Origin of the sequence: Diaphorobacter ruginosibacter, assembly GCF_014395975.1 — a bacterium.
Classification (GTDB): domain Bacteria; phylum Pseudomonadota; class Gammaproteobacteria; order Burkholderiales; family Burkholderiaceae_C; genus Diaphorobacter_A; species Diaphorobacter_A ruginosibacter.
Map to the genome: position 1 here is coordinate 3729603 of NZ_CP060714.1, position 25359 is coordinate 3754961.

The window sequence follows — 25359 nt, forward strand, 5'->3', positions numbered from 1 at the left end:
TGCCAACGCCCGGGCCCATCTCGGGCCAAGGCCTCAATCCACGTACCGCAGCCCGGCCTTCGCAAGCGGCTCGCGCATGCCGTACATGTCCAGCCCCAGCACGCCGCTGGCCAGTTTCTCGCGCTTCGCGGCCTCGTTCTCCTCGCGCCTGCGTGCCTCTGCCAGGGTTCTCGCGGCCAGTGCCCGCGGCACACAGACCACGCCGTCGTCATCCGCAACGATCACATCCCCCGGCGTGACCCAGGCCCCGGCGCACACCACCGGCACGTTCACCGACCCCAGCGTCGCCTTGATGCACCCCTTGCTGCTGATCGCACGGCTCCAGACGGGAAACCGCATTTCCGAGAGCGTCCTCACATCGCGCACGCCCCCGTCGATCACCAGCGCCCGCGCGCCGCGCGCCTGGAAGCTCGTCGCGAGCAGATCCCCGAAATAGCCATCGGTGCACTCCGCCGTGAGGCCGGCCACGACGATGTCGCCCGGCCGGATCTGTTCCGCCACCACGTGCATCATCCAGTTGTCGCCAGGCTGCAGCAGCACCGTGACCGCCGTGCCCGATACCTGCGCCCCCGCATAGATCGGACGCATGTAGGGCTTGAGCAGGCCCACGCGCCCCATGGCCTCGTGCACCGTTGCGCAGCCCGGCGCTGCCAGCGCATCGGCGACCTCGCGGTCGGCGCGCTCGATGTTGCGATGAACGACTCCCAGTTCGTACATGGTGTTCTCCTTCACAGGCCCCTGGCCTTCAGTTGCGCATCGAGGCGGCTGAACACGCGGCGCGCATTGCCCTCGAAGATCAGGTGGCGATCGTCGTCGCTCAGGTTCGCTGCGGCGTTCACGTAGCGCCTGGTGTCGTCGTAGTGGTGCCCGGTCTGTGGATCGATGCCCCGCACCGCGCCGATCATCTCGCTCGCGAACAGGATGTTCCGCGCGGGAATGACGCGCGCCAGCAGGTCGATGCCCGGCTGGTGGTACACGCAGGTGTCGAAGTAGACGTTGTTCAGCAGGTGCTCCTCCAGCAGCGGCTTCTTCATTTCCTGCGCAAGACCCCGGAACCGCCCCCAGTGATAGGGCGCAGCCCCTCCGCCGTGCGGGATCACGAACTTGAGGGACGGGAAATCCCGGAACAGATCACCCTCGATGAGCTGCATCACCGCCGTGGTGTCGGCGTTCAGGTAGTGCGCACCCGTGGTGTGGAAACACGCATTGCAACTGGTGCTCACGTGGATCATGGCCGGAATGTCGTACTCCACCATCCGCTCGTAGATCGGATACCAGTGGCGATCGGTGAGCGGTGGGCTGGTCCAGTGGCCACCGCTCGGATCAGGGTTGAGATTGATGCCGACGAAACCATAGTCCTTCACGCATTTGTCGATCTCGGCCACGCAGGTCCCCGGATCGACGCCCGGCGACTGCGGCAGCATGGCAGCGCCTGCAAAGTATTCGGGAAAGAGCTGCGAGACGCGATGGCAGAGCTCGTTGCAGATTGCCGCCCAGGTGCTGGAAACCTCGAAGTCGCCGATGTGATGCGCCATGAAGCTCGCGCGCGGGCTGAAGATCGTGAGGTCTGCGCCGCGTTCCTTCATGAGGCGCAGTTGATTGCTCTCGATCGATTCGCGCAGCTCGTCATCACTGATCCGGAGGTCGCTCGCGCGCGGCTTGCGCGATGGCTCCCCGATGCCGGCGATCTGTTCCTTGCGCCAGTCCTCAAGCGCCTTCGGGGCCGTGGTGTAGTGGCCGTGGCAGTCGATGATCATGTGTTCAGTCCGCCTTGATGTGGGCATCGCGAATCACCTTCTCCCACTTGGCGGATTCGCCCTTGAGGAAGGCCGCGGCATCGGCCGATGACGATGGCGTGATGACGGCGCCCAGTGCATTCAGGCGCTCGCGCACGCCGACGTCGTCCAGTGCCTTCAGCGTTTCGGCGTTGAGCTTGTTCACGATGTCCGAAGGCGTCCTGGCGGGCGCGAGCAGCACCCACCAGACGCTGGCGTCGAAGCCCGGAACACCCGCCTCGGCCATCGTGGGCACGTTGGGCAGCATGGGCGCGCGCTTGTCTCCCGTCACGGCCAGCGCCTTGAGCTTGCCCGACTGCACGTGCGGCAGCACTTCGAGCGGGTTGAGCAGCATGAAGTTCAGGCGCCCCGCAATCAGATCGACCAATGCCGGCGAGCCGCCCTTGTAGGCCACGTGCAGCGCATCGAACTTGCCTACCGACTCGAACAGCGCACCCGCCAGATGGCCGGAGCTGCCATTGCCAGCGGAGCCGTAGTTCATCGCGCCGGGCTTGGCGCGCGCGGCTTCGAGCAGATCCTTCACGCTGCTGTAGGGTGCATTCGCCGGCGTGACCAGCACGAGGGGTGCGTAGCCGATGCGGGCAACCGGCGTGAAGTCGCGCAGGCCGTTGAACGACAATTGGGGATACAGCGTGTTGTTGGTGACCACACCATTCGCGCCGACCAGCAGGGAGTAGCCGTCGGCAGGTGACCTGGCGACATTTTCCGCGCCGATGTTGGCGTTTGCTCCGGGCTTGTTGTCCACGATGACGGGCTGCCCCATCTGCTGCGACAGGCGCTCGGCCACGCTGCGGCCGACGGTGTCCACCGCGCCGCCGGCCGCGAACGGCACGACCATACGCACAGGCTTGGTCGGGTAGCTGGTCTCTGCGGACCACGAGGAAACGCTGGCGCACAGCATCACGAAGGCGATGGCGCAGCGGCGGCTCAGGGGAGAAATAGAGTGAAAGCGGGTCATGACTTGCTGTCTCCTGAAGAAGTATTGGAAAACAAGCGCTGGCGGCATGGCATCAGCACAGGATCGCAAGCGTAGACACAGCGGACCCGCCCCACAATCGCGTTCCACACCATGAAACGCAAACACAAAGGCCCGCGCGGAACCTCATTCCACGCGGGCCATCGCCCCAAGACAAGCCAACAGGCTCAGTGACGGCGCAGGCGTCGCCCTCCCAGGACCGCCAGCGCCAGGCCGACAAGCCACAGCCCAAAGTCGTTCAGGCCCGGCACGGGCGCCGGGTTGCTCGCGACCACCGCGCTGACCTCCTGTGTCATCGACATGCTGGCCGCCGCAAACTGCACGTCGCCCGAGTAGCTCGCAACAATGGCGTGCTTGCCGGGCTGCAGCGCGCCAGGCGCCCAGCCGGCCTGCCCATCCTGTAGCGGCACAGTGGCGGCGAGCACGCCATTGTCCGTGAACTCGACGTGGCCCGTGGGCAACGCGGCGGCCTTGGCAGATCCTTCAGCGACCGGCTCCATGACCACGGAGACAGTGAAACGCAGCTGGTCGCCCGGCTTCGCGGGGTTGGACGACGAGGTCAGTTGCACCTTGCTGCGAATCTTCACGGGCTGCTCCGCAGCCGCGATCTCCACGCTGTAGTCGCGCTCGGCCACGCTGCCCCTCGCGTCCTCGACCTGCACCGTGAAGGCAAACAGGCCGCTCGCGGTCGGTGTGCCGCCCAGCGTTCCATCGCCGGCCAGTGTCATCCCCGGCGGCAGATCGCCCTTGCTGATGCGGTAGGTGAATGGCGCCGCACCGCCCAGCACGGTCAGCGCGCCGCGATAGGCCTCGTTCTGCTTGCCGCGGGAGAGCTCCGGCAGCGTAAGGGCCAGCGGCTTGATCACAAAGGTCGCCATCACCGACTTGTGGTCGGTCGGCCAGCCGGTCAGGGGTTCGATGAACGGATCGCCGCCCGCTTCCTCGACGCGCTGATTCTTCACGATGGACTTGCGCGGGCCCACCACCGTCGCGCCCTGCAATTGCAGGCGCGCGTCGGGCTGGAAGAACACATAGTCGATGCGATCGCGCTCGTCGGCTTCGGGTGCCCAGGTGAGCCGGCTGGTGGGAACCGCAGGGTTGTCGGACGGCCAGGTGAAGCCCGGGTGCGTGACCGGATCGGGGAAGCGCACGCGGTAGGCGTCAAGATAGCCGGCCTGCTCGAGCAACGTGGTGCTCTGCCAGGGGACAATGGCTCCATGGTGATCGTAGAGATCCCTGGTTGCCGCGCTCCAGTCAAGATGCGAGGGTTCGTTGAAGTCGCCCGCCATCAGCACGAGACGGCCCTTGTCCCGTTCCTTCTTCGCATCCGCGACGAACTGCCGGATCGATTCCGGGCGGCCGGACTTTTCGTTGAGATCCAGGATCAGCGGCACATCCGTGATCGGTCCGGAGGCAATCTTGTTCCAGCCATATTCGCTGGTCGGATTGCCGCCCGGCGTACCGCCGCCATAGCCGCGCGGCAGATAGCAGACATACCACTGGTACTCGAGATGTCCCGAGTACACGGCCACTGGCGTCCCGTTCACATCGATCACGGCCTTGGAGAAGCGGTTGAATTCACCCGTCTCCAGGATGGGGTAGCGCGACACCACCCCCACGTCCTTGTCCGGCCCATAGGAATGGAAGCGGTAGCCGCGTTGGGCCAGGTCATTGACCAGGCGCAGTCCGTATGCCGCGCCGGTTTCGCTCAGCGTGATGACGTCGGCGCCCGTGTCGCGAATCACATCGGCCACCATGTCGGCACCGCCCGCGCCCACGCCGGTGGCGCGCAGCCATACGTTGAACTGCAGCACCTTGAGCTCGGTGGAGCGGCCATCGAACGCCGGCGGCCCGATGAGGGTCGATGGATCGATGGGCTTGGCCTTCACTTCGAAGACCGCTGGCGGCGCAAGCCACTCGTAGCCATCGTTGGCCAGCAGGAAGGCCGCATAGGTGCCTGCCGGCAGGTTGGCGACGTCCCATGTGCCGCTTGCCGCCGTTACGTACTTCCAGGGATCCGATGCGTTGCTCTGGGCGAAGCTCCACGGGCCATCGGCCTTGGCACCGGGGCCGTCCTCGTACTTCCACACGCCGATCCAGTTCCTGGCCGATGCCGTGATGCCGTCGTACGCCAGGGATACCGTGGAGCCTTCATCGAACACGCGCTGGTTGCTGGCCAGCAAGCCTTTCTCCTTGACCGCAACGCCATCTGCCGTCACCTGGAAGATGATGGGCGTGGAGAGCCAGTCGTAGCCATCGTTGGCCAGCAGGAAGGCGCTGTAGCGACCTGGCGCAAGCCCCTGCAACGTGACCTCGCCCGATGCCGCTGCGGGCAGATAGGCCCATTTCAGCGATCCCTTGCCGCCGTTGCTTGCGCGGTCCCATGCGCCCGCACGCGCCCCGCTGTCGGGATAGGCCCAGATGCCGACCCAGTGCTTGGCGCTCGGCGCCGCCAGGTTCTGGAAACGGACCTTGATGGGCGCACTCGCGGCGTAGACCTGCCTGTCCAGTTGCCACTGCACCTCACCCGCCGCATGCGCGCGCTGGGCCCACAGCCAGGAGCACAGCATCAGAGCCAGCAGCAGGCAAGCCCTTCCGATCCACCCTTGCCCGTCGCCCACCTCGCGGCGTTTCCTCGCATGGTTTCGCTTCTTTTCTGACAACTCGAACATAACGGCCACTCTCGATCACACTCCATGGTCACTGCGCAGGCCAGACGGCGTGCGCAAAACCCGCTACGCTATCGATTGCAAGTGACACCCTCATGAAAGCCGTGGCTCTCCAAGCTTCCGCGGTCACCTCGTGTCCATCCGCCTCATTCCACCACGCCAAGCCATGCCCACTGCGGACGATTCACCGCCAGCCCCGCCCTCCTCCAAGGGCCCCATCGTGACGGCCGTGGTTCGCGCACTGGCGTTGCTCGATGCCTTCGGAGAGCACGATGCGCAGCTCTCGCTCGCTCAGCTGGCGCAACGCACGCAACTGGCCAAGCCCACGGCCCTGCGCCTTGCGCGCACCCTGTCGAGCGCCGGCTATCTGGTGGCCCTGCCCGAAGGCGCCTGGCGCCTGGGCCCCGCGGTCGCACTGCTCGGCGCGCGCTATCAGCGCGCGTTCGACCTGCGCAATGTGATCGAGCCCGCCCTGCACGCGCTCGCGCACGAAAGCGGCCACAGTGCCTCGTTCTTCGCGCTCGAACATGGCCGCCGCGTGCGCCTGTTGCGCGTGCGCGGCGCCGATGGATTCGTGAGCCCGACGCGCGTCGGCGAGCCCCTTCCGCTGGATCGGGGAGCTGCGGGCCAGGTGATCCTGGCGTTCACGGGGAACGAAGGAGCGCTGATGGAGGACATCCGCCAGCGCGGCTATCACGCGACCGTGGGTGAGGCGAATGCCCTGGCCGCCAGCATCGCCGCACCGGTGTTCGCCGCGCGCGGCGCCGTGATCGGCGCACTCAGCCTCGCGGTGGCCGCCAGCGATGGCGCGAGCGCCGAACTGCTACGGCATGCCAAGTCGATCATGGATGCCGCGGATCGATTGTCCCGGACGCTTGCCGCTGCACGGTATGCAGACCAGGAGACGATCGTTCAGCGCAGCCACTGGCATCCCTGACGCCTGTCGCATCCGCTACCGCCTCCTCAAGAACTCCTTCGGCACGCTTTCCGCATGGCGCAGGTCGACATGCTTCTTCAGGAAATCCAGCACCACGCGCGTGCGCAGCGGCAGATGGCCGGGCTTGCCCACATAGAGCGCATGGATCGGCTCCAGATCGCCGGGATTGAAATCCTCCAGCACCGCCTCGAGCCGCCCGGCCTGCAGGTCGGCCCAGGCGTGATAGAGCGACAGGCGCGCGAGGCCCGCGCCTGCGATCGCCAGGTTGCGCATCGCCTCCCCGTCGTTCACGCGCAGCACCTCGCCCATGCCGATCATGAAGCGCTCCTTCCTCGCGTGATCGCACAGCGGCCAGTGAGGCACGGCACGGGGATAGTTCCAGCCGATGCGCACGAAGCGTTTAAGGTCGTCGGGGTGGCGCGGTCTTCCCATGCGCTCCAGATAGGCGGGGGCACCAACGATCAGCTGGCGCGTGCGGCCCAGCAGGCGCGCGACGTTGTCCGACGAGGGCAGGCTGCCCCAGCGGATGGCAATGTCGGCGCGCGCCTCGATGAGGTCCACCACATGGTCGGTGAAGCTCAGGTCGAGCACGAGCTCCGGATACGCCTGCATGAGCTGCGGAAGCAGGGGCACCAGCAGCAACTGGCCGGTGGCCGTGCTCGCATTGATGCGCACCACGCCGCTGGGAACGCTGCGCGCGGTGACCGAGGTCTCGAGTTCGTCGAGGTCGGCCAGCACGCGCTTGCCGCTCTCGAGCAGCTTGCGCCCCTCCGCCGTGAGCTGCAGGTGCCGTGTGGAGCGCTGCAGCAACTGCACGCCGAGCCGCACCTCCAGCCGCGCGACGATCTTGCTCACCGCCGACGGCGAGACGTCACGCTGGCGGGCGGCCTCGGAGAAGCTGCCCAGCTCGGCCACCCGCACGAACACCTCGAGCTCGCCCGAGCGGTTCACCTCGGTGGCGGGTTGCCTGGGCGCGCGCGACGTGGCGCGCACGGCTGCGGCGCTTGGCTGCCTTGGGGATGGACGTCGATTCATTTATTCCATGATGGCACAAGTCCATTTCCCTTGTTCCGTCTAAACAAAACACGGGGAAACCCGCATAGTTCCCTACCCCAACGGACAAACTCAGGAACGGTATCCACCATGCCCGCCTCTCTCTTGGCTCTGGCCGCCGGTGCATTCGGCATCGGCACCACGGAATTCATCATCATGGGCCTGCTCACCCAGGTCGCGCAGGACCTTCACATCAGCATTCCCGCAGCGGGCACGCTGATCTCCGGCTACGCCATCGGCGTGGCTGTCGGCGCACCGCTGCTCACGCTCGGCACACGCGCCTGGCCGCGCAAGCGCCTGCTGCTCGCGCTGATGCTGATCTTCATTGCCGGCAATGTCGCGGCCGTGTTCGCGCCCAGCTATGGCTGGCTGATGGCGGCCCGCGTGCTGACCTCGCTCACTCACGGTACGTTCTTTGGCGTGGGCGCGGTCGTGGCAACCGGACTGGTGGCCCCCGAGAAAAAGGCCTCGGCGATCGCACTGATGTTCTCGGGCCTCACGCTGGCCACGCTGCTCGGCGTGCCCGCGGGTGCCTGGATCGGACAGCATTTCGGCTGGCGCATGTCCTTTGCAGCCGTGGCGCTGGTGGGCATTGCGGCCTTCCTCATCCTCTGGGTGTTCGTGCCGCGCCAACTGGCCATGCCCGCACCCGCACCGATCCGGCAGGAGCTCGCCGTACTCGGCAATGCACAGGTGTGGCTGGGCCTCGGCATCACGGTGTTCGGCTTTGCTGGTGTGTTTGCGCTCTATACCTATATCGAGCCCTTGCTCACCCAGGTCACGCACATGGGCAACCAGGCCGTGGCGATCACGCTGCTGGTCTTCGGCGCAGGCCTGGCCATCGGCAACCACCTGGGCGGCAAGCTCTCCGATCGCGGCGGGGCGATGCGCGCACTGTTCATCACGCTGAGCGGCCTGTTGATCGCGCTGATCGCCGGACGCTGGACCTTCGGCAACCCGTGGATCGCCATGACCTATGTACTGCTGCTGGGTATCGCCGCATTCATGACGGTGGCTCCGATGCAGATGCGGGTGCTGCAGTCGGCCGGAGCCTCGGGCACCAATCTGGCGTCCAGCCTCAACATCTCCGCATTCAACCTGGGCAATGCCATTGGTGCCTGGATCGGCGGCGCGGTGATCGCGGGCGGGCTCGGACTGCTGTCGCTGAGCTGGGCCGCAGGAGCACTGACCGTGATCGGCCTGCTGCTCACCGCCGCCAGCCACCGGCTGGACCAGGCGGGCACACGTCCCGCCGCGCCTTCGCTGGACACGGGTGCGCTCTGCATGAAGACGGAGTGACCCTCCCCTCGTAGTCCCGCCGTCCCGCAGCCCCACAGATGAACAAGCCTGCGGGGCTGCTCCAGCATTGCACCAACCGTATAGTGCAATCAATTTCCATAATACGAATTCACTTCATGGCGCGCAATGCGCCATGCGCCGGCCGCACTGCTTGCCGGCAGCCACCTTTTCGCGCGGCCTTCCTCCGGGAACCGGCCGTGCTGCCCCCGGCGCCCTTCTGCCGGGCCGCCTTTTTCCTACTTCAGCACGGCCTTTTATTGACTAGGGAAGGCCCCAACCGGGGCTCAGGGTTTGCGCGAGGATGTTCGCCAACATGTTTTGTATACACTTTTTGTATGAATTTTTGCGCACAAAAGAAGTGCATCGAACCTTGGCTCAAACCTTGCAAGCAGAGTCGCCAAGGTATTTCGCAACGCTAGAGGTAGTCACCCATGTCATCTTCCGTCCATCCTGTCGATGAAAAGCTCCCGCTTGGCAAGGTCACCACGCTCGGCCTGCAGCATGTTCTGGTCATGTATGCGGGAGCGGTCGCCGTTCCCCTGATCGTGGGCCGCGCCCTGAACCTCGCGCCCGAGCAGGTTGCGCATCTCATTTCGGCCGACCTGTTCGTCTGCGGCCTGGTCACCCTGATCCAGGCCATGGGTGCGACGCAGTGGTTCGGCATCAAGCTGCCCGTGATGATGGGCGTGACCTTCGCTTCGGTCGCACCCATGATCTCCATGGCGCAAGCCACGGGCGGCCAGGCCGGCGCGGGACTGATCTTCGGTTCGGTGATCGGCGCAGGTATCGTCTCTCTATTAATAGCACCGCTCATCAGCCGCATGCTGCGCTTCTTCCCGCCGGTGGTGACGGGCACCATCATCGCGGTGATCGGCATCAGCCTGATGCGTGTGGGCATCAACTGGATCTTCGGCAACCCCGTGGGCCCGACCGCACCGTCCATGCCGAACCCTGAGCACCTGAAGTGGCTGGCTGATGCGCAATCTGCAGCGGGTGCCCCGGGCTCGTCCTTGCCCCCCATCCCCAAGGGCTTTGCCGTGGTGCCGACCATCCCCAACCCCAAGTATGCGGACCTGACCGGCGTCGCCATCTCGGGTGCGGTGCTGGCAACCATCCTGCTGATCGCACGCTTCGCCAAGGGCTTCCTGGCCAATGTCTCGGTGCTGGCCGGCATCGTCGTGGGCGGCATCATCACCGCAGCCATGGGCCTGATGGATTTCCACAAGGTCACCAACGCAGCCTGGTTCGATCTGGTGCTGCCATTCGAAATCGCCACCCCGGTGTTCGACCCCGTCCTGATCCTGACCATGTCGCTGGTGATGGTGGTGGTGATGATCGAATCGGTGGGCATGTTCCTCGCACTCTCCGACATGACCGGCAAGGAAGTCTCGCAGGACGACCTGACCCGCGGCCTGCGCACGGACGGCCTGGGCACGCTGCTTGGCGGTATCTTCAACACCTTTCCCTACACCAGCTTCTCGCAGAACGTGGGCCTGGTGGCCGTGACCGGCGTGAAGAGCCGCTGGGTCTGCGTGGCTGGCGGTGTCATCCTCATCGTTCTGGGCATCCTGCCCAAGATGGCCGCACTGATCGAATCCCTGCCCACCGTGGTGCTGGGTGGCGCGGGCCTGGTGATGTTCGGCATGGTGGCCGCCACCGGCATCCGCATCCTGAGCAATGTGGACTTCCAGAAGAATCGCAACAACGCCATGATCGTCGCGGTGTCGATCGGCGTGGGCATGATCCCGCTGGTGGCCCCCAACTTCCGCCAGTGGATGCCGCATGCCATCCACCCGCTCATCGAATCGGGAATTCTGCTGGCCTCGCTCTCTGCGGTACTATTGAACATCTTCTTCAACGGCACCACCAGCGACACATCCGCCGCTGTGCGAGCTGCGGCCCAGGCCGACGCACATTGACCTGATGTCTGCCCGCATGCCCGAATCCCCTACCCGGGGAACCTGAAAACAGAGCCCTCGTGCCGCAAGGTGCCGGGGCTTTTTGCATGCGCACGCATATGCGTATGCTTTTGTCACAACTGTTGTAGGCATTCCGTAGGCATTACCTAGGGTTCGGCCACATGAAATGCCTGCCCAGCTGAAGTAAGCTCTGTTGCCCCTTCACATTGTTAAGTAGTGAAATCGTATGACCCAATCTTTGTCCGCCGCTGAATCGGCACTGCGCGAAGCCGCCCTCGAATACCATCGCAATCCCTCCAAGGGCAAGATTTCGGTCACACCGACCAAGCCGCTGTCCAACCAGCGCGACCTGTCGCTCGCCTACTCGCCAGGCGTTGCCTATCCCTGCCTGGACATCCAGGCCGACCCCTCCAAGGCTGCCGAGTACACATCGCGCGGCAATCTCGTGGGCGTGATCACCAACGGTACCGCCGTTCTGGGCCTGGGCGACATCGGCCCGCTCGCAGGCAAGCCCGTCATGGAAGGCAAGGGCTGCCTGTTCAAGAAGTTCGCCGGCGTGGACGTGTTCGACATCGAACTCGATGCCCGCGATCCCGACAAGATCATCGAGATCGTTGCCGCCCTCGAGCCCACGCTCGGCGGCATCAACCTCGAGGACATCAAGGCCCCCGAGTGCTTCTACATCGAGCGCGAACTCTCCAAGCGCATGCAGATCCCGGTGTTCCACGACGACCAGCACGGAACCGCCATCATCTCCAGCGCCGCGCTGCTCAACGGCCTGGAGCTCGTGGGCAAGCAGATCGACAAGGTCAAGATCGCCGTTTCCGGCGCCGGCGCTGCGGCGATTGCCTGCGTGGACGTGATGGTCGGTCTCGGCGTGAAGCGCGAGAACGTCTACATGGTCGACTCCAAGGGCGTGATCTATGACGGCCGCCCGGGCGGTCTCGACGAGTCCAAGCAACGCTACGCGCAGAAGACCGAGGCACGCACGCTGGCCGACGTGGTCAACGGTGCGGACGTGTTCCTCGGCTGCTCGGCACCGGGCGTGCTGACCGCCGACATGGTCAAGACCATGGGCGACAAGCCCATCATCCTGGCGCTCGCCAACCCCGAGCCGGAAATCCGCCCGGAACTCGCCAAGGCGATCCGCCCGGACTGCATCATCGCCACCGGCCGTTCGGACTATCCGAACCAGGTGAACAACGTGCTGTGCTTCCCCTACATCTTCCGCGGCGCGCTCGACTGCGGCGCAACGAAGATCACCGAGGCCATGAAGCTCGCCTGCGTGCGCGAGATCGCCGCGCTGGCCAAGCAGGACGTGAGCGATGAGGTCGCCGCGGCCTACCAGGGCAAGGAGCTGACCTTCGGCCCCGACTACCTGATTCCCACACCGTTCGATTCGCGCCTGATCCTGCGCATCGCACCGGCCGTTGCCAAGGCCGCGGAAGAATCCGGCGTGGCCACCCGCCCGATCACCGACATCGACGCATACCGCGAAAGCCTGCTGCGTTTCGTCTACCAGACCAGCATGTTCATGCGTCCCGTGTTCGCCGCGGCCAAGGCCAACGTGCAGCGCGTGGCGTACGCCGAGGGTGAAGACGAGCGCGTGCTGCGCGCCGTTCAGGTGGCGCTCGACGATGGCCTTGCCAAGCCCATCCTGATCGGCCGCCCCGCTGTCATCGAGGCGCGCATCGCCAAGGCCGGCCTGCGCATGCAACTCGGCAAGGACGTCGAGATCTGCAATCCCGAGGACGACCCGCGTTTCCGCCAGTACTGGGAGGCATACCACAAGCTCATGGGCCGCGACGGCGTGACACCCGAGGCCGCCAAGGCCGCCGTACGCCGCTCCAACACCATCATCGCAGCGCTGATGGTGCACCTGGGTGACGCAGACGCCATGCTCTGCGGCCTGGTCGGCAAGTTCGACGCCCACCTCGGCCATGTGCGCGATGTGCTCGGCCTCAAGGAACACGCCACCCAGCTCGCCACCGTGAACGCAGTGATGCTGGACACCGGCACGCTCTTCATCGCCGACACCTACATCAACGAAGACCCGACGGCGGAAGAACTGGCGTCGATCGCACTGATGGCCGCGGAGGAAGTGCAGCGCTTCGGCCTGCCGCCCAAGGTGGCCTTCCTCTCGCACTCCAACTACGGTTCGTCCACCCGTCCCTCGGCGCTCAAGATGCGCAAGGCCCGCGACCTGTTCCAGAAGCTGGCCCCGCATATCGAGTGCGACGGTGAAATGCACGGCGATGCCGCCCTGTCCGAGACCGTGCGCCACAACACGCTGCTGGAAACCACCCTCACCGGCTCCGCCAACGTGCTGATCTGCCCGAACCTCGACGCCGCGAACATCCTGTTCAACGTGCTCAAGCAGACCGGCGGCCATGGCACGACCATCGGCCCGATCCTGCTGGGCGGTGGCGGCGCGGCCGACGTGCTGACCCCATCGGCCACCGTGCGCCGCGTGGTGAACATGACGGCGCTGGCTGCGGCCAACGCGGCGGGCAAGCGCAAGTAAGCGCCTGAGCCCTCGTCATCCTGGAACGCCGCGATGTGCAAGCGCATCGCGGCGTTTTGCTTTCCGAGCCGGCACTCATGGTCATGGCTAGGACACGGATGGGAGGCTTACGGTGCCGTGCAAACGTAGCTGCTCGCCAGCCGCGCCGCGGCCGCATCACCGGCAGCACCAACATAGCGCGGATACTGCGGGTACTCGCACAGCGGCCGACCCAGGACTTCTGCTCCCCCGGCATCCAGTTTTCTCGCGTTCAAGGTCGCGGGTGCGCTGTTCCCGCTCGACCATTGGTCCAACGCCGCCAACAAGTCCACCGTATCCGCACCCACACCCGTCGCGCAGTGATTCACGCCGGGGGCGATGTACAGCCGCGTTGCGGCGTTCGCACCGGCATCGCCGACGGCCTTTCGCATCCTGTCGTAGTAGTCGATGGTCGAATTCATGTTGATGCCCGGGTCCGCACCCCCATGCCACATGATCAGCTTTCCGCCGTTCTTGATGAAGGGGCTGATATCCGGTTCGGTCGCATCATTGAGCGCAGCCATGTCCACCAGCGCACCGATGTTCGAATCGTAGGAATACCCCAGCGAGTCCGCATGGGGATCGCGCGCCAGGTAGTTCTTGATCGTGGTGTCCTCGTAGCGGTATTGCTCGGTGGTGACCGGATTGCCATTCCCGGTCAGCCACGGCGCCATGTTGAGCGGGTCGTCTTCGTTGCCATTCAGGTTCCATGCGGTGTTTCTGAAGGTTGATCCGCCTTGGAACACGGCCTCCGTGGTCCATGATTGAAAGACCGCCATCTGCGCATCGGAAAGGCAGTCGCGTCCAAGGTCGGCACCTCCATCGCAGCGCAGTGCGGGCAGATTGATCCGCAGAGGGGTGCATGCCGCCGGGTTCGCCACCACCCCATCCGTGATCCCATCCAATGCGTCGCAGGCGTGGCGTACGGTCCTTGCCACAAGAGCCAGTTTGTCTGCCGATAACCGTGCCCCCGGGGCCATGGCTGCTTTCGCGTTGCGGGAGAAATGCCCCATGAGTCCGGCCCAGTTGTATGCGGGTGCACGCACGATGATCCCGTCAAACATCTTGGGATAACGCTGCATGCTCACCATGCCTTCGCGCCCTCCGTTGGAGCATCCCTCGAAATAGGACTTTCCGGGCGTCGCCCCGTAGATGGAGGCCAGGATCTTCTGCGCACTGGCCGTCACCGTGGGCACCGACAGGCTTCCGAACATCCGGGCCGCCTCGGGATTCGCCAGCGCGAAGCTTGCGTTCCACAGCTCGGACTGATGCCCTCCGTCGCTGGAAACGGTCGCATAGCCCGCCTTGAGCGCGACCAACGGGATTCTTGAATTGGCGTCAGGCCCGCTGATCGACTGAATGAAGCCGTCATAGCCACCACCACCCCAGAAATGCAGCTTGCCGTTCCAGCGTTCCGGCAATCGCATTTCAAAGTGAAGCGAGGTGCCGATCACTCCCTGCACCTTGCAATAGACCGGCACATCGCCGCCCGCAGCCACCACCGAGGCCTTGAGCCTCGCATCTCCCATGACTTTTCCGTCAGCCTCCTCGCAGGCCCGAGCCGCCGTCAGAGTGTGAGCCTGCGGATCCGCCGGGCCTCCTCTACCACCACACCCTGACATCAACAGGGCGCCGTACGCAGCCAGCGTATATCCCGCAGTCCGACTATCCAGATTGAAGTTCCGTGTGCCCATCTCTCTCCTCCTTCTTGGTTGGTTGGAGAAATCGACTCTAGTGACAGGCACTTGAATAGTTTGTCGACACGGCGGCATTTCAGATTAGGAGAAGCACTCACTAAACAAGAAACCCGATGATTAACCGAATCTATCCTCGAATGAAGCAACGCCATCGACCCTCCAACCACCGAGAGGGGTTGAGCATTTTTGAGTTACGGGACTTTCCCTGACAGGCCTGTCACGGGCCTGGAACATGCGGACGGAAATTGCCTTCTCTAAAAAATGAACTATGATTCACTCATTTCGTGAATCAAGATTCATTTCTTTCCATGGCCTATAGACAGACCCCTGCCGTCGAAGCCCGTCTGCTCGACAACCGCACACGTATCCTGCAGGCGGCGCGCGCGCTTGTGAGCGAAGGTGGGTGGCAGGAGGCACAGGTGGCCAACGTTGCAGCCACGGCAGGCATTGCCACCGGCACGGTGTACCGCTACTTTCCCTCCAAGGCCGAGCTCTTTGCCGAAGTGCTCTCGCGTGTTTCGCAGCGGGAGGTGGATGTGCTCTCCGACATTGCGGCATCGGATGGGTCTGCCCATGAGCGCCTGCACTCGATGGTGACCACCTTCGTGCTGCGCGCCATGCGCAACCCGCGCCTTGCCTATGCATTGATCGCCGAACCCTGCGACAAGGCCATCGACGAGGAACGATTGACCTATCGCGCCGCCATCAGCGAAGTGATCCATGGCGTCATCGCACAAGGCCAGGCCGACGCGAGCATGCGCAGCGACGTACGCGCGGACATCGCCGCCACCGTCATCGTGGGCGGCTTCATGGAAGGCCTGATCGGTCCTCTCTCGCCGCTGGCAAGCACATCGCAGATGGCAGAGCCCGAGCAGAAACTGGAAATTGCCGCACTTGCGGACCAGATTGCTGCCCTCGCCTGCGCCAGCGTCCAGCCCCCTCGCCGTTGACCCCAGCCATCTCACCCACAACACCCAGGAGACAAGCACCATGAACCAATCTCTGTCCAGCAATACCCTCGCGGCCCCGGCCAACCGCTACCAGACACACGAAGTACGCAACCAGGCGCAACCCGCCAGCGGCTTCAATGCCTTCTCCGGCGATGCGGTCCTGACATCCGCCATCCGCCGCGAGGCCCCCTGGGCCGCCGCACGCTGCGACGCACTCGGCGCCGTGGCGGGCGACGCGAACGTGCAGGAGCTTGCGCGCCTGGCCAACAGGCACAACCCCGAGCTCAAGACACACGACCGCTTCGGCCATCGCATCGACTGGGTCGAGTTCCATCCCAGCTGGCACGAGCTGATGTCGCTTGCCTGGCAACACGAGGTGCCCAACCTCTCCTGGCGCGCCAACGCGCGCAACGGCGAGAGCAACGGCCACTATGCACGCGCCGTGCTCTCCTACCTCTGGAACCAGGTCGAGCAGGGAACGGCCTGCCCCACCGGCATGGCCTACGCGTCCTACGCTGGCTTCTCGGCCGAGCCGGCTCTCGCGATCTGGGCCGAGAAGTCCCGCGGAACGCAATATGAATTCAGCCGCCGCGAAGTGGGCGACAAGCCCTCGGTGGTGATCGGCTATGCGATGACGGAAAAGCAAGGCGGCTCGGACCTGCGCGAGACACAGACCACCGCACGCTTCTCGCACTCCGACAGTTACCACGGTGCAACCGCACACTGGTATGAACTCACCGGACACAAGTGGTTCTGCTCTGTTCCCCAATCGGACGGCTTCTTCACGCTTGCCAAGGTGGACGGCGACGTCACATGCTTCTTCCTGCCGCGAACCCTGCCCGACGGCTCGTTCAACCGCTTCTTCGTGCAGCGCCTCAAGGACAAGGCCGGCAATCGCTCGAATGCGTCGAGCGAGGTGGAGTACGCGGGCACGCTTGCCATCCGCGTGGGCGAGGAAGGCCGTGGCATCCGCGAGATCCTGTCCCACGCGCATCTCACGCGCCTGGACTTCGCGGTCGGCTCGGCCGGCCTGATGCGCCAGGCGTTGACGCTCGCGCTTCAGCACACCACCACGCGCACGGCATTCAGCACCCCTATCGCCGACCGCCCCATGATGCGCAATGTGCTCGCCGACATGGCTGTGGAGGTGGAGGCCGCGACACTGTTCGCACTGCGCGTCGCCAAGGCAACCGATGGCATGGAGACCAGCGAGCATGAGAGGCTGCTGGCCCGCGTCGCAACACCTGCCGCCAAGTTCTTCAACTGCTCGCGCGCACCGGCCATTGCCAACGAGGCCTTGCAGTGCCACGGCGGCAATGGCTTCATCGAGGAAAACCCGATGGCTCGGCTGTACCGTGAAGCACCGCTGAATAGCGTGTGGGAAGGCACGGCCAACATGATGTGCATGGACGTGCGCCGCGCCATGAGCCGCACACCGGAAGTCGTCGATGCCCTCGAATCGGAGTGGAGCGCCCAGGCCCGCCAGGACCCGCGCTTCGACGCGCTGGCTGCCCGCACCCGGCAACTCATCGCTGCCGCGCGCGAGGACGAGTTCTACGCACGCCCGATGACCGAGGCCGTTGCCCGTACGCTGCAGGCCGCAGAGCTCCTGCGATACAGCACCAGCGAGGTCGTGGACGCGTTCTTCAGCACGCGTGCACCCGCACAAGGCGGAGACTGGGGATCGCATTTCGGCACCATGGGGGGCGGCGTCACCAGCGCGCAGGCCGAGCACATCGTCAAGCGCGCCAACGTGTTCGGATGAGTACCAAGCAGACTTACTGATCTACCACGCACCGGTAGTTGGCCGCATGGCTGGCGGCCAGCGCATCGCCCTTGGGACCGACGTAGCGCGGGTACTGCGGATAGGCACACAAAGGCCTGTCGAAGACCTGCCAGCCCTCACCGTCCCGTTTGACGGCGACCAATGTGGACGGAGCCACTTTCTGACTCGACCAGGCATCGAGCGCCGCCAGCAGATCGCTCGTATCCGCACCCGGACCGCCCGCGCAATGCCCCACACCCGGGGCGAAATACAGCCGGGTGGCCGCATCGGCCTTGTCGACACCGACGGCCGCTCGCACATGCTGGTAGTACACGGCCGTCGAGCGGGTGCTGAGCGCAGGGTCTGCGCCACCGTGCCAGAAAATCAGCTTGCCGCCGTTGTCAAGAAAGGGGCTGATGTCTGCATCCGTCGCGTCATTCATGGCTCCCGCGGCCACCAGACGGCCTGGATTCTGGTCGTACGGAGAATACGCCAAGGAATCCACGCCGGGATCGCTTTCCATATAGTTCCTGATCGTCGTGTCCTGCAGCAGATAGCGCGCCGAATAACGCACGTTCCCCATGCCTGTCAGCCACGCATCCCAGACACCCGGATAGTCCTCGTTGCCGCTCAAGCTCCAGCCCTTGTTGTGAAAGGTGGGACTGCCATTCCAGTTCACATCGGAGGTCCAATCCGTGACGACTTTCATCTGCGCGTCCGAGAGGCAGGAATCGCCCATATCGGCACCGCCGTCGCAGCGCAATGTCTCCATGCCAACAAGCTCGGGCGTACAGGCAGCTGCGTTGGACACGATACCGTCGCTGATCCCATCGAGCGCATCGCAGGCCCCGCGCACGCGCGAGGCGATGAGTTTGATCTTCCCTTCCGACAACATTCCTCCGGGGGCCGCGAGGTCCTTGGCCGTCAGATGGAAGTGGCCAATGAATCCCACCGCGTTGTATCCCGGAGCCCGGGCAATCACCCCGTCAAACAGCTTGGGGTTGCGCTGCACCGCCATCAAGGCTTCGCGCCCTCCGTTGGAGCAGCCTTCAAAGTAGGCCTTCGCGGGAGGGCTTCCGTAAGCCGCTTCCACGACCTTCACGGCGCTGGCCATCACCGTGGGAACCGAAAGGCTGCCGTACATCCGGGCGGCCGCCGGGTCGCGCCGCGCAAAGCTCGCATCCAAGCTGCTACCCTGGTGTCCCGAATCACTGGAAACGGTAATGAATCCACGCTCCAACGCAACCAGTGGCAGACGCGAGCTGGCATCCGATCCCGTCAGCGGTGGAATCGATCCGTTGTATCCACCGCCACCCCAATAGTGCAGCCGGCCATTCCATTGATTCGGCAAGCGCATTTCAAAATTCAGCGATGCACCTATCTTGCCGGATACCTTGCAGTATTCAGGCACCTCAGCACTTGCGCCCACGACAGTCGTCGTGAGTGCCGCGTTGGCAATGGTCTTTCCCGCCAACACCTCGCATGCATGCCTGGCATTGCCCTGTGCGAGGCCGCCCGAAGAGCCGCCGCAGCCGCTTGCGAGCCACGCCGAGAAGGCCGCTATCGCACATACGCGCAGCGAACTATTGATTCGAGTGAAATGAGCCATGGAGTCTCCGTTTTGCTTTTATCTTGCAATTCATCCGCCCTATGCGAATTTCGCAAATGTCATTGCAGGCCGATGACGCTCCATACAGGGAAAACTCTGAAGAACTCCGCTCTGTTTCAAATACCGAATCTTTGACTAAAAAAGCATAAAGAAAAGGCCGAAAACTCACGTTTTCGGCCCATGCATTTGCCAGCGCTTGCGCGCTTACTCACCAAGTCAATCAAACACTCACTGCTTGATGGCTTCGATCTGCGCGACGATGCGCACGTTCTTCGGGAAGCCGTAGGCAATGCCGTAGTCCACGCCGAAGGCCGTGCGATCGATGGTGGTTTCGAAGTCGCCACCGCACACTTCACGCTTGACCATCGGGCTGTCGTAGCAAGCGAACTGGTTGGCCTTGAAAGTGACGGGCTGGGTCTTGCCCTTGATTGTCAGGTCGCCCGAGACGGACACCACCTTGTCGCCGTCGAAAGTGAACTTGTCGCCCACAAACTTGGCTGTCGGGAATTTCTCGGCGTCGAAGATCTCTGCGCTTTGCAGGTGCTTGTTGAATGGCGCCGTGCCGGAATTGATGGAGTCCATCTGCAGGGTCAACTCCACCTTGCCGGTCTTGGCCGCCTTGTCCAGTTGCACGGAGCCTTCCTTCTTGTCGAAGCGCGCGCGGTTCACGCTGGCGCCGAAGTGGCTGATCTCAAAGGTGGCGAAGGTGTGCGTCGGATCGACCGCGTAGGTTGCGGTTTCGGCGTGGGCAGCGCCAGCCATCAGGGCTGCTGCGGTGGCAAGGGCGAAAAATGCTGTGCGCATGTCATCTACTCCATTCAAAAGAAAAACAAACGATTCAATAAAACAAAAAAACGGGATGCAACTGCATCAGATCTTGGGAACGCCGGTCAGTGCCAGCTTGAACTTCACCTGGACTTCGTCCGCCACCATGGAAGTGTCGGCCCACTCCTGCTCGCCGATCTTGAACGCCAGTCGCTTGATCGCGAAGCTGCCCGTGGCAGTGGTATTGGCGCCGCTCTGCGCCAGCGTGACCGGGACGGTCACATCCTGGCTCGCGCCCTTGATGTTCAGCTTGCCTGCCACCTCGAACTTGCCGCCACCCAGGGCCTTGATGGCCGTGGACTGGAATGTAGCCTGAGGAAACTTTGTCACGTTGAACCACAGGGGCTTGGGCAATTCCGCATCGGTTTCCTTCACGCCCAACGTTGCGCTGCCGGTATCGATCGACAGCGTCACCTTGCTGGTTGCCAGCTTGGCCGGATCGAACGACACCTGGGCATCGAACTTGGTGAAATGACCGTTCACCGGGACGCCCATCTGCTTGCTCACAAAGCCGATCTCGCTCTGCGCGGGCACCAGCTTCTGCTCGGCCAGCGCGGGGGCGGATGCCATTGCCAGCGCTGCGCCGGCCAGCGCCGCACCCAGGCCCCACACGGAAACGGTCTTCTTCACTGTCATCATTGCTGTATTCATCACTTCATTTCTCCTTGGAGATCACCATCACGGCATGCCGGGTCACCACTGCGCCCGGCGCGAAAAACAAAATTCAGGCTTGGACTGCAGAAGGGCTGCCCCCCCTGCTCAGGCTCGTCCCGGCAGCATGCGGGAGAGCAATCCATCGCGGTCGATGACCTGGTGCTTCACCACCGCCGCCACATGCAACACCACCAGCGCCGCCAGTGCATAGGCCGAATAGGCATGCCAGGGCTTGATCGCCTTGGCCAGCTCGGGATCGGCTGCTACGAAATCAGGCAACGGCAGCGCGCCGAACAGCACGATCTGAAAACCCGATGCCGAGCTGTAGGCCCAGCCAATCAACGGCACGGCCAGGAACAGCGCATACATCAGGAAGTGCACGGCATGGTGTGCCAACTGCTGCCAGCCCGGCATGGTTGCCACGACCTTCGAAGACAGCGGCGGCGCACGGTGCGTGAAGCGCCACAGCAGGCGCAGCACCGACAGCGCCAGGATCGTCACACCGGCCCACTTATGCCAGTTGTAGAGTTTCAGACGCTGGGGCGAGAACGGCAGCCCCGTCATGTACAGCCCCACGCCGAACAGCGTGACGAGCGCAAGGGCCAGGGCCCAGTGAAATGTCATGGCCACGCCGGAGTAGCGCGTGGGCGTCTGACGAGAAGCGGATTGCATGTTCGACAAGATGGATGAAAGGTGGATCTATCGCGGACTACGTTCCGCAGCCTTGATGGATCACATGCCGCGTTCACGTCATCCAGACTGCAAAGATTGAAAGTCTAGAGTCGAGGGGCTGTGTAAAGTTTCAACCGAATTGTCGTTTCAATTCAAATAATGTGAATCGTTGGAAATAAGCTTATGCAGCTCGGGCTTCCCAGCCAACCAGCCGGTGCAAGAGCCCAACCCCTGTTCACAAGTAGCTCCCGCTCGTCGCGCTGCTCTTCATTTCGCGGTGGCCCGATTGTGTAGAATATGCGGCTTCGGGAGGTTTGGGTGAGTGGTTTAAACCAGCAGTCTTGAAAACTGCCGAAGGGGTGACCCTTCCGTGAGTTCGAATCTCACAGCCTCCGCCATGAGTTGACAGCCCGCTGTAGTCTTGCTACGAGCGGGCTTTCTTTTTCTGCTTCCAGAGCGGCAATCGCCATCCAATGCTCTGGGTTCTCTCCTAATTCAATAGCAACGTTTCCCGCCAGGATTGGGCTTAGCCGTCCTTGTCGTTTTGCTACGTAAAACGCCTCCGGGGTTACGTTGAACTCGCGCGCCCATTGCGCAGGGCTCTTAATTTCTTGCGCTTTTGCCCAAAGTTCCATGGTTTTTTGCATCTGAGTACCTCTTGGGATAAGTGGGTTTTAGCATTTTTCGCTGGCGAATAAACAAAGAGATTCTTAAGCTAAGAATTTCTTATGAAAATCAGTTACTTTTCAGCGCGCATATCTGGCATCTGTGCTTTGGGTGCGTCGTCTTTTACAAGCTCCCACCTGAATCCATCTGGTGGCGCTCCTTTGTTGTTTGCGACTGGAAAGCGCGGAAGCGCATCGCGTATGCCATCACGAACGGCGGCGCGCGTGATCGAGTACGCAACCCAACAAACCACGATGAACGCGATCACGCTAATGCACAGATCGACGATCAGCGCGCGCATCCACATTTGCTCTATCTGCTCCATCACTTTGGAGTACTGGCTTAAATCCATTTCTTCTCCCTCTGCATTGGCCTGACGTTTCAAACGTTGGCCTTGCGTGCAGGGTCAACGTGTGCAACGTCGCACAGTCTAGGAGAAATCATGATTAAGGTATCGGTAAAGTCGACCGACGTCCGCAACCAAAGCGGCACCTCCAAGCAATCTGGCAAGCCCTACAGCCTCAATTTCCAGAACGTCTATTTCCACCTCGTGGACAAGAACGGCAACCCTGAGCCGTACCCCACGAAGGTCGAAATCATCCTGCCCACCAACTCCGAAGGTGCGGCGCTCTACTACCCAATCGGCGAGTACACCCTCGCGCCTGAATCGGTCTATGTGAGCCGCAACGGTGACATTGCCATGTCGCCGCGTTTGCGCGCGATCAAGTCCGCCCCCGCAGCTGCTGACGTCAAGGGCTGACCATGGCTCAAGCCATGCACGATGCGCGGCTCGCTGCTGCCCATGACGCGCTCCTGGCGCTGTTCATGGAGCAGCGTCAACAAGAGCTCTCATTGATCGACGGTGTGTCTGCGCATTTCCGCATGGAAGGCGAAGAGACCACCGTCGATTTCACGTACACGCGAGGCGGCATGCCTGTGAGCGGGGAGGGCCTCTGATGGTCGCTGCTCTTTTCGTCCGTGCGGACAACCACTATGCGGCGCTCGGCTGTGACTGCTACGACATTGATCGCGATGCCTTGACCTGGCCGGGTGGTGTACCTGGCATCTTCCATCCACCGTGTAGAGCGTGGGGCCAGCTCTCGCACTTTGCAAAGCCGCGGGACGGTGAGCGCGAGCTGGCGCTGTGGTCTATGGCTATGGTGCGCCGCTTTGGCGGTGTTCTGGAACATCCATTCAGTTCCAAGTTGTGGGGCGTATCAGGCTGCGGCACGTTCGGTGTTCGCGATCAGCATGGCGGCGTTTTGGTGCCGGTAATGCAGAGCTGGTTCGGTCATCGTGCCCAGAAAAAGACGTGTCTCTACATCGTCGGCCCGGTGCCAGCTATCGAACCTGGTGAGGTCGCTGCGACCTGCACGGTCGAACGTATGGGTCGTGCGGAGCGTGAACGCACTCCTGCGGCCTTTGCGCAATGGCTGGTTGACCTGGCACATCAGTGCCGTCCGTTGGAGTTGGCATGAGCGCGCTTCAGGCCAAGAACGAGGCACGCATGCAGAGCATGGGTGCATTGCTGTTCGCACGTCAGCAGGCGCGTGCAGCTGAGCAGGCAGCGCGCAGCGCTGCCGGGCTTGTCTCAGTATCAACAACTTGCAGGACTGCAAGTGGATCGTCTCTGATCGTTGGCGGTGAGACCTACACCGGCAAAGATCAGGTGGCTTTGGCATGGACCGATAACGTCATCACCATCGATCCAATCCAAAGCCGCATCACGCGCCTGCGCAAATCGCTGGGCGTGGCTTCCAAGGCCCTGCACAACGCGGGCAGCTTAAAGCAGCAGATGTGGATGCAGACGCTGACCTACCGCGGCGATAACCGCGCGTGGAAGCCTGAGCACATCAGCCGATACCTCGACGCACTGCGCAAGTGGCACTACGCCAAGACCGGCAGCAAGACAGTGCGCTATGCATGGGTTGCTGAATTGCAGGACCGAGGCGTCATTCATTACCACATCGTTGTGTGGCTGGAAGGGGGCCTTACGCCGCCGAAAGGGGATCGCCCATGGTCACGTAAAGACCGGGCCGGTTTGAAGCTCTGGGAGCCTCCTATGTGGCCGCATGGCATGACCCGAAGGGACAAGGCCTATTGCCCGGTCGCGTACCTGATGAAGTACGTCAGCAAGGTGGGCCAAAAAACGATTGGAGGATTTCCGCATGGCGCTCGAATTCATGGCTGTGGAGGCCTGTCTGAAACTGGCCGTGCTTGCCGCCGTTGGGTACTTTGGCCTTCGTATGTGCAGGCTAATGCTTCGGTGCAAGACCGCTTTAGACCTGCGCCGGGAGGCGGTTACGTCAATGCTGAGACAGGAGAGCTTTTGCTCTCTGACTTCGCACCAACGGGCGGCGGTTTTCATAGCTTTATCCGCGTGCGGCGAGGCCCGCGAAGGATCGAACCATGCGGTCCGTTTTCCTGGCTCCCTGAAATCAAGGATGCGCAATGACGCCCGACCAGTTGCAGTACTTCTCTGAAATCCTGACGAGCGGCCTTGTCGCCGTCATGTTTGGCCTGGGCTATCTGGCCGGTGGGGGCGCTGCTGGATGACCTTTTTTCGACGCTATGCGGGTGCTTTGGCCCTGCTGGCAACCATCGTTTTTTGTTCTTTTCTAGCTGGCCTTGCGGTCGGTGTCTCAGTGGGGGTGTCTTATGGCTCAACGAATGGCCGTGTGGGTGATTTTTCTAGCTGTGTGTTATGGGGTGTTCAGGATCTATGTGGGTTGGAAAAACCCCTGGTCCGTGCCGATCCCGGCACCTGCGGTGCTGTCGGTACTGCCTGCCCAGCCTGAAGGCTGTTTGAAGGCGGGATGCTGATGGCCGCGAGTCTTGTCTATTTCATGGCGGCATGGGCCGTTGGTTACGTCATTGGCTTCAAGGTGCGAATGGTGCGGATGGCCTTTCGCGCCGCGTAGTGAAGCGACTTTAGCGTCAAGCGTTGCGCCCCTGCGGGGTATGCGTAGCGTGCCCCGCAGGGGCGCAACGCTTGCCGGTGCAGTTGCACCTTTTTTTCAACTTTTCGGAGGTTCTATGAACACAACTCGTAATGTGATGGTCAAGTACGGTTCTAAGGCTGCTGCCGCCGTTGGTGCTCTGGCTCTGTCTGCTGGCGTCATGGCGCAGGAAACGATTCCGAGTGCTGCCGCTTCTCTCGAGGCGCTCAAGGGCGAGGCCAGCAGCTACGCCACTCCGCTTTTTGCTCTGGCTGTCGTTGCGACCGGCATCATGATTGGCATCAAGTGGATCAAGCGCGGCAAGTCCGCTGCCTAAGCGGCTTTACGCCATGCCTCCTTTCGGGGGCATGTGTAAGGCAGTTTGAGGAGT

General features: G+C 63.1%; 23 protein-coding genes and 1 tRNA gene. 12 read left to right on the forward strand and 12 right to left on the reverse strand.

Going from position 1 to position 25359, the window contains the following annotated elements; all coding sequences use genetic code 11:
- Positions 1-33 precede the first annotated feature (33 nt).
- From ligK to H9K76_RS16960, 4 genes are all read right to left on the reverse strand, one after another.
- A complete protein-coding gene (gene ligK / locus H9K76_RS16945) occupies positions 34-717 on the reverse strand; it encodes a 4-carboxy-4-hydroxy-2-oxoadipate aldolase/oxaloacetate decarboxylase (protein WP_187596500.1) in 684 nt (227 codons plus the stop codon).
- A gap of 11 nt (positions 718-728) precedes the next feature.
- Positions 729-1757: an amidohydrolase family protein gene (locus tag H9K76_RS16950; RefSeq protein WP_187596501.1), complete on the reverse strand. Its 1029-nt coding sequence runs from the start codon at positions 1755-1757 to the stop codon at positions 729-731.
- A gap of 4 nt (positions 1758-1761) precedes the next feature.
- Positions 1762-2754, reverse strand: a complete 993-nt coding sequence (locus H9K76_RS16955; protein WP_246475087.1) for a tripartite tricarboxylate transporter substrate binding protein — start codon at positions 2752-2754, stop codon at positions 1762-1764.
- Between the two features lie 185 nt (positions 2755-2939).
- Positions 2940-5444 (reverse strand): endonuclease/exonuclease/phosphatase family protein, encoded by a 2505-nt coding sequence (locus H9K76_RS16960; RefSeq protein WP_187596502.1) that lies wholly within the window; start codon positions 5442-5444, stop codon positions 2940-2942.
- A gap of 163 nt (positions 5445-5607) precedes the next feature.
- Between H9K76_RS16960 and H9K76_RS16965 the strand changes: the two genes are divergently transcribed.
- The gene (locus H9K76_RS16965) at positions 5608-6378 is read left to right on the forward strand and encodes an IclR family transcriptional regulator (RefSeq protein ID WP_187596503.1); all 771 of its coding nucleotides are present in this window, start codon (positions 5608-5610) and stop codon (positions 6376-6378) included.
- Between the two features lie 15 nt (positions 6379-6393).
- On the opposite strand, the gene H9K76_RS16970 is transcribed toward H9K76_RS16965, so the two are convergent.
- A complete protein-coding gene (locus tag H9K76_RS16970; protein ID WP_187596504.1) occupies positions 6394-7413 on the reverse strand; it encodes a LysR family transcriptional regulator in 1020 nt (339 codons plus the stop codon).
- 108 nt (positions 7414-7521) lie between these two features.
- On the opposite strand from H9K76_RS16970, the gene H9K76_RS16975 reads away from it, so the two are divergent.
- The 3 genes from H9K76_RS16975 (at position 7522) to H9K76_RS16985 (ending at position 13173) form a co-directional block, all read left to right on the forward strand.
- Entirely contained in the window at positions 7522-8730 is a 1209-nt protein-coding gene (locus H9K76_RS16975) for an MFS transporter (RefSeq protein WP_187596505.1), read from the forward strand.
- Positions 8731-9161: 431 nt separating this feature from the next.
- On the forward strand, positions 9162-10649 hold the full coding sequence (locus H9K76_RS16980; RefSeq protein WP_187596506.1) for a nucleobase:cation symporter-2 family protein: 1488 nt from the start codon (positions 9162-9164) through the stop codon (positions 10647-10649).
- Between the two features lie 226 nt (positions 10650-10875).
- The gene (locus H9K76_RS16985) at positions 10876-13173 is read left to right on the forward strand and encodes an NADP-dependent malic enzyme (protein WP_187596507.1); all 2298 of its coding nucleotides are present in this window, start codon (positions 10876-10878) and stop codon (positions 13171-13173) included.
- 107 nt (positions 13174-13280) lie between these two features.
- Here the strand turns inward: H9K76_RS16985 and H9K76_RS16990 are convergent, their stop codons facing one another.
- Positions 13281-14720, reverse strand: coding sequence for a tannase/feruloyl esterase family alpha/beta hydrolase (locus tag H9K76_RS16990; RefSeq protein ID WP_246475089.1), 1440 nt, complete (start codon positions 14718-14720; stop codon positions 13281-13283).
- A 476-nt stretch (positions 14721-15196) separates the two neighbouring features.
- On the opposite strand from H9K76_RS16990, the gene H9K76_RS16995 reads away from it, so the two are divergent.
- Together H9K76_RS16995 and H9K76_RS17000 are read left to right on the forward strand one after the other, a co-directional pair.
- Positions 15197-15838, forward strand: a complete 642-nt coding sequence (locus H9K76_RS16995) for a TetR/AcrR family transcriptional regulator (RefSeq protein ID WP_187596509.1) — start codon at positions 15197-15199, stop codon at positions 15836-15838.
- A gap of 40 nt (positions 15839-15878) precedes the next feature.
- Entirely contained in the window at positions 15879-17603 is a 1725-nt protein-coding gene (locus H9K76_RS17000; RefSeq protein WP_187596510.1) for an acyl-CoA dehydrogenase family protein, read from the forward strand.
- 13 nt (positions 17604-17616) lie between these two features.
- On the opposite strand, the gene H9K76_RS17005 is transcribed toward H9K76_RS17000, so the two are convergent.
- From H9K76_RS17005 to H9K76_RS17020, 4 genes are all read right to left on the reverse strand, one after another.
- The gene (locus H9K76_RS17005) at positions 17617-19080 is read right to left on the reverse strand and encodes a tannase/feruloyl esterase family alpha/beta hydrolase (RefSeq protein WP_246475091.1); all 1464 of its coding nucleotides are present in this window, start codon (positions 19078-19080) and stop codon (positions 17617-17619) included.
- Positions 19081-19440: 360 nt separating this feature from the next.
- Positions 19441-20016, reverse strand: coding sequence for a YceI family protein (locus H9K76_RS17010; protein WP_187596512.1), 576 nt, complete (start codon positions 20014-20016; stop codon positions 19441-19443).
- 66 nt (positions 20017-20082) lie between these two features.
- On the reverse strand, positions 20083-20673 hold the full coding sequence (locus H9K76_RS17015; protein WP_187600697.1) for a YceI family protein: 591 nt from the start codon (positions 20671-20673) through the stop codon (positions 20083-20085).
- A 123-nt stretch (positions 20674-20796) separates the two neighbouring features.
- Positions 20797-21363, reverse strand: coding sequence for a cytochrome b (locus H9K76_RS17020; RefSeq protein ID WP_187596513.1), 567 nt, complete (start codon positions 21361-21363; stop codon positions 20797-20799).
- 308 nt (positions 21364-21671) lie between these two features.
- Between H9K76_RS17020 and H9K76_RS17025 the strand changes: the two genes are divergently transcribed.
- Positions 21672-21761: transfer RNA gene (locus H9K76_RS17025), tRNA-Ser, on the forward strand.
- Here the strand turns inward: H9K76_RS17025 and H9K76_RS17030 are convergent.
- Positions 21747-22010: a hypothetical protein gene (locus tag H9K76_RS17030; RefSeq protein WP_187596514.1), complete on the reverse strand. Its 264-nt coding sequence runs from the start codon at positions 22008-22010 to the stop codon at positions 21747-21749. The two genes, H9K76_RS17025 and H9K76_RS17030, sit on opposite strands and share 15 nt — an antisense overlap.
- Positions 22011-22102: 92 nt before the next feature.
- Positions 22103-22414, reverse strand: a complete 312-nt coding sequence (locus H9K76_RS17035) for a hypothetical protein (protein WP_187596515.1) — start codon at positions 22412-22414, stop codon at positions 22103-22105.
- Positions 22415-22471: 57 nt separating this feature from the next.
- Here H9K76_RS17035 and H9K76_RS17040 point away from each other — a divergent pair, with 57 nt between their 5' ends.
- From H9K76_RS17040 to H9K76_RS17060, 5 genes are all read left to right on the forward strand, one after another.
- On the forward strand, positions 22472-22789 hold the full coding sequence (locus tag H9K76_RS17040; protein WP_187596516.1) for a single-stranded DNA-binding protein: 318 nt from the start codon (positions 22472-22474) through the stop codon (positions 22787-22789).
- Positions 22790-22791: 2 nt separating this feature from the next.
- Positions 22792-22986, forward strand: a complete 195-nt coding sequence (locus tag H9K76_RS17045; RefSeq protein ID WP_187596517.1) for a hypothetical protein — start codon at positions 22792-22794, stop codon at positions 22984-22986.
- A complete protein-coding gene (locus H9K76_RS17050; RefSeq protein WP_187596518.1) occupies positions 22986-23507 on the forward strand; it encodes a hypothetical protein in 522 nt (173 codons plus the stop codon). Before H9K76_RS17045 ends, H9K76_RS17050 begins: the two co-directional genes overlap by 1 nt.
- Positions 23504-24484 (forward strand): rolling circle replication-associated protein, encoded by a 981-nt coding sequence (locus tag H9K76_RS17055; RefSeq protein WP_246475095.1) that lies wholly within the window; start codon positions 23504-23506, stop codon positions 24482-24484. The genes H9K76_RS17050 and H9K76_RS17055 overlap by 4 nt, the downstream gene beginning before the upstream one ends.
- A gap of 581 nt (positions 24485-25065) precedes the next feature.
- Positions 25066-25305, forward strand: a complete 240-nt coding sequence (locus tag H9K76_RS17060; protein ID WP_187596519.1) for a hypothetical protein — start codon at positions 25066-25068, stop codon at positions 25303-25305.
- Positions 25306-25359 lie beyond the last annotated feature (54 nt).

Coding starts and splice junctions, on each gene's coding strand:
- ligK (WP_187596500.1), bottom strand. CDS start 717: ATGTACGAACTGGGAGTCGTTCATCGCAACATCGAGCGCGCCGACCGC.
- H9K76_RS16950 (WP_187596501.1), bottom strand. CDS start 1,757: ATGATCATCGACTGCCACGGCCACTACACCACGGCCCCGAAGGCGCTT.
- H9K76_RS16955 (WP_246475087.1), bottom strand. CDS start 2,754: ATGACCCGCTTTCACTCTATTTCTCCCCTGAGCCGCCGCTGCGCCATC.
- H9K76_RS16960 (WP_187596502.1), bottom strand. CDS start 5,444: ATGTTCGAGTTGTCAGAAAAGAAGCGAAACCATGCGAGGAAACGCCGC.
- H9K76_RS16965 (WP_187596503.1), top strand. CDS start 5,608: ATGCCCACTGCGGACGATTCACCGCCAGCCCCGCCCTCCTCCAAGGGC.
- H9K76_RS16970 (WP_187596504.1), bottom strand. CDS start 7,413: ATGAATCGACGTCCATCCCCAAGGCAGCCAAGCGCCGCAGCCGTGCGC.
- H9K76_RS16975 (WP_187596505.1), top strand. CDS start 7,522: ATGCCCGCCTCTCTCTTGGCTCTGGCCGCCGGTGCATTCGGCATCGGC.
- H9K76_RS16980 (WP_187596506.1), top strand. CDS start 9,162: ATGTCATCTTCCGTCCATCCTGTCGATGAAAAGCTCCCGCTTGGCAAG.
- H9K76_RS16985 (WP_187596507.1), top strand. CDS start 10,876: ATGACCCAATCTTTGTCCGCCGCTGAATCGGCACTGCGCGAAGCCGCC.
- H9K76_RS16990 (WP_246475089.1), bottom strand. CDS start 14,720: ATGGGAGATGCGAGGCTCAAGGCCTCGGTGGTGGCTGCGGGCGGCGAT.
- H9K76_RS16995 (WP_187596509.1), top strand. CDS start 15,197: ATGGCCTATAGACAGACCCCTGCCGTCGAAGCCCGTCTGCTCGACAAC.
- H9K76_RS17000 (WP_187596510.1), top strand. CDS start 15,879: ATGAACCAATCTCTGTCCAGCAATACCCTCGCGGCCCCGGCCAACCGC.
- H9K76_RS17010 (WP_187596512.1), bottom strand. CDS start 20,016: ATGCGCACAGCATTTTTCGCCCTTGCCACCGCAGCAGCCCTGATGGCT.
- H9K76_RS17015 (WP_187600697.1), bottom strand. CDS start 20,673: ATGACAGTGAAGAAGACCGTTTCCGTGTGGGGCCTGGGTGCGGCGCTG.
- H9K76_RS17020 (WP_187596513.1), bottom strand. CDS start 21,363: ATGCAATCCGCTTCTCGTCAGACGCCCACGCGCTACTCCGGCGTGGCC.
- H9K76_RS17030 (WP_187596514.1), bottom strand. CDS start 22,010: ATGCAAAAAACCATGGAACTTTGGGCAAAAGCGCAAGAAATTAAGAGC.
- H9K76_RS17040 (WP_187596516.1), top strand. CDS start 22,472: ATGATTAAGGTATCGGTAAAGTCGACCGACGTCCGCAACCAAAGCGGC.
- H9K76_RS17045 (WP_187596517.1), top strand. CDS start 22,792: ATGGCTCAAGCCATGCACGATGCGCGGCTCGCTGCTGCCCATGACGCG.
- H9K76_RS17050 (WP_187596518.1), top strand. CDS start 22,986: ATGGTCGCTGCTCTTTTCGTCCGTGCGGACAACCACTATGCGGCGCTC.
- H9K76_RS17055 (WP_246475095.1), top strand. CDS start 23,504: ATGAGCGCGCTTCAGGCCAAGAACGAGGCACGCATGCAGAGCATGGGT.
- H9K76_RS17060 (WP_187596519.1), top strand. CDS start 25,066: ATGAACACAACTCGTAATGTGATGGTCAAGTACGGTTCTAAGGCTGCT.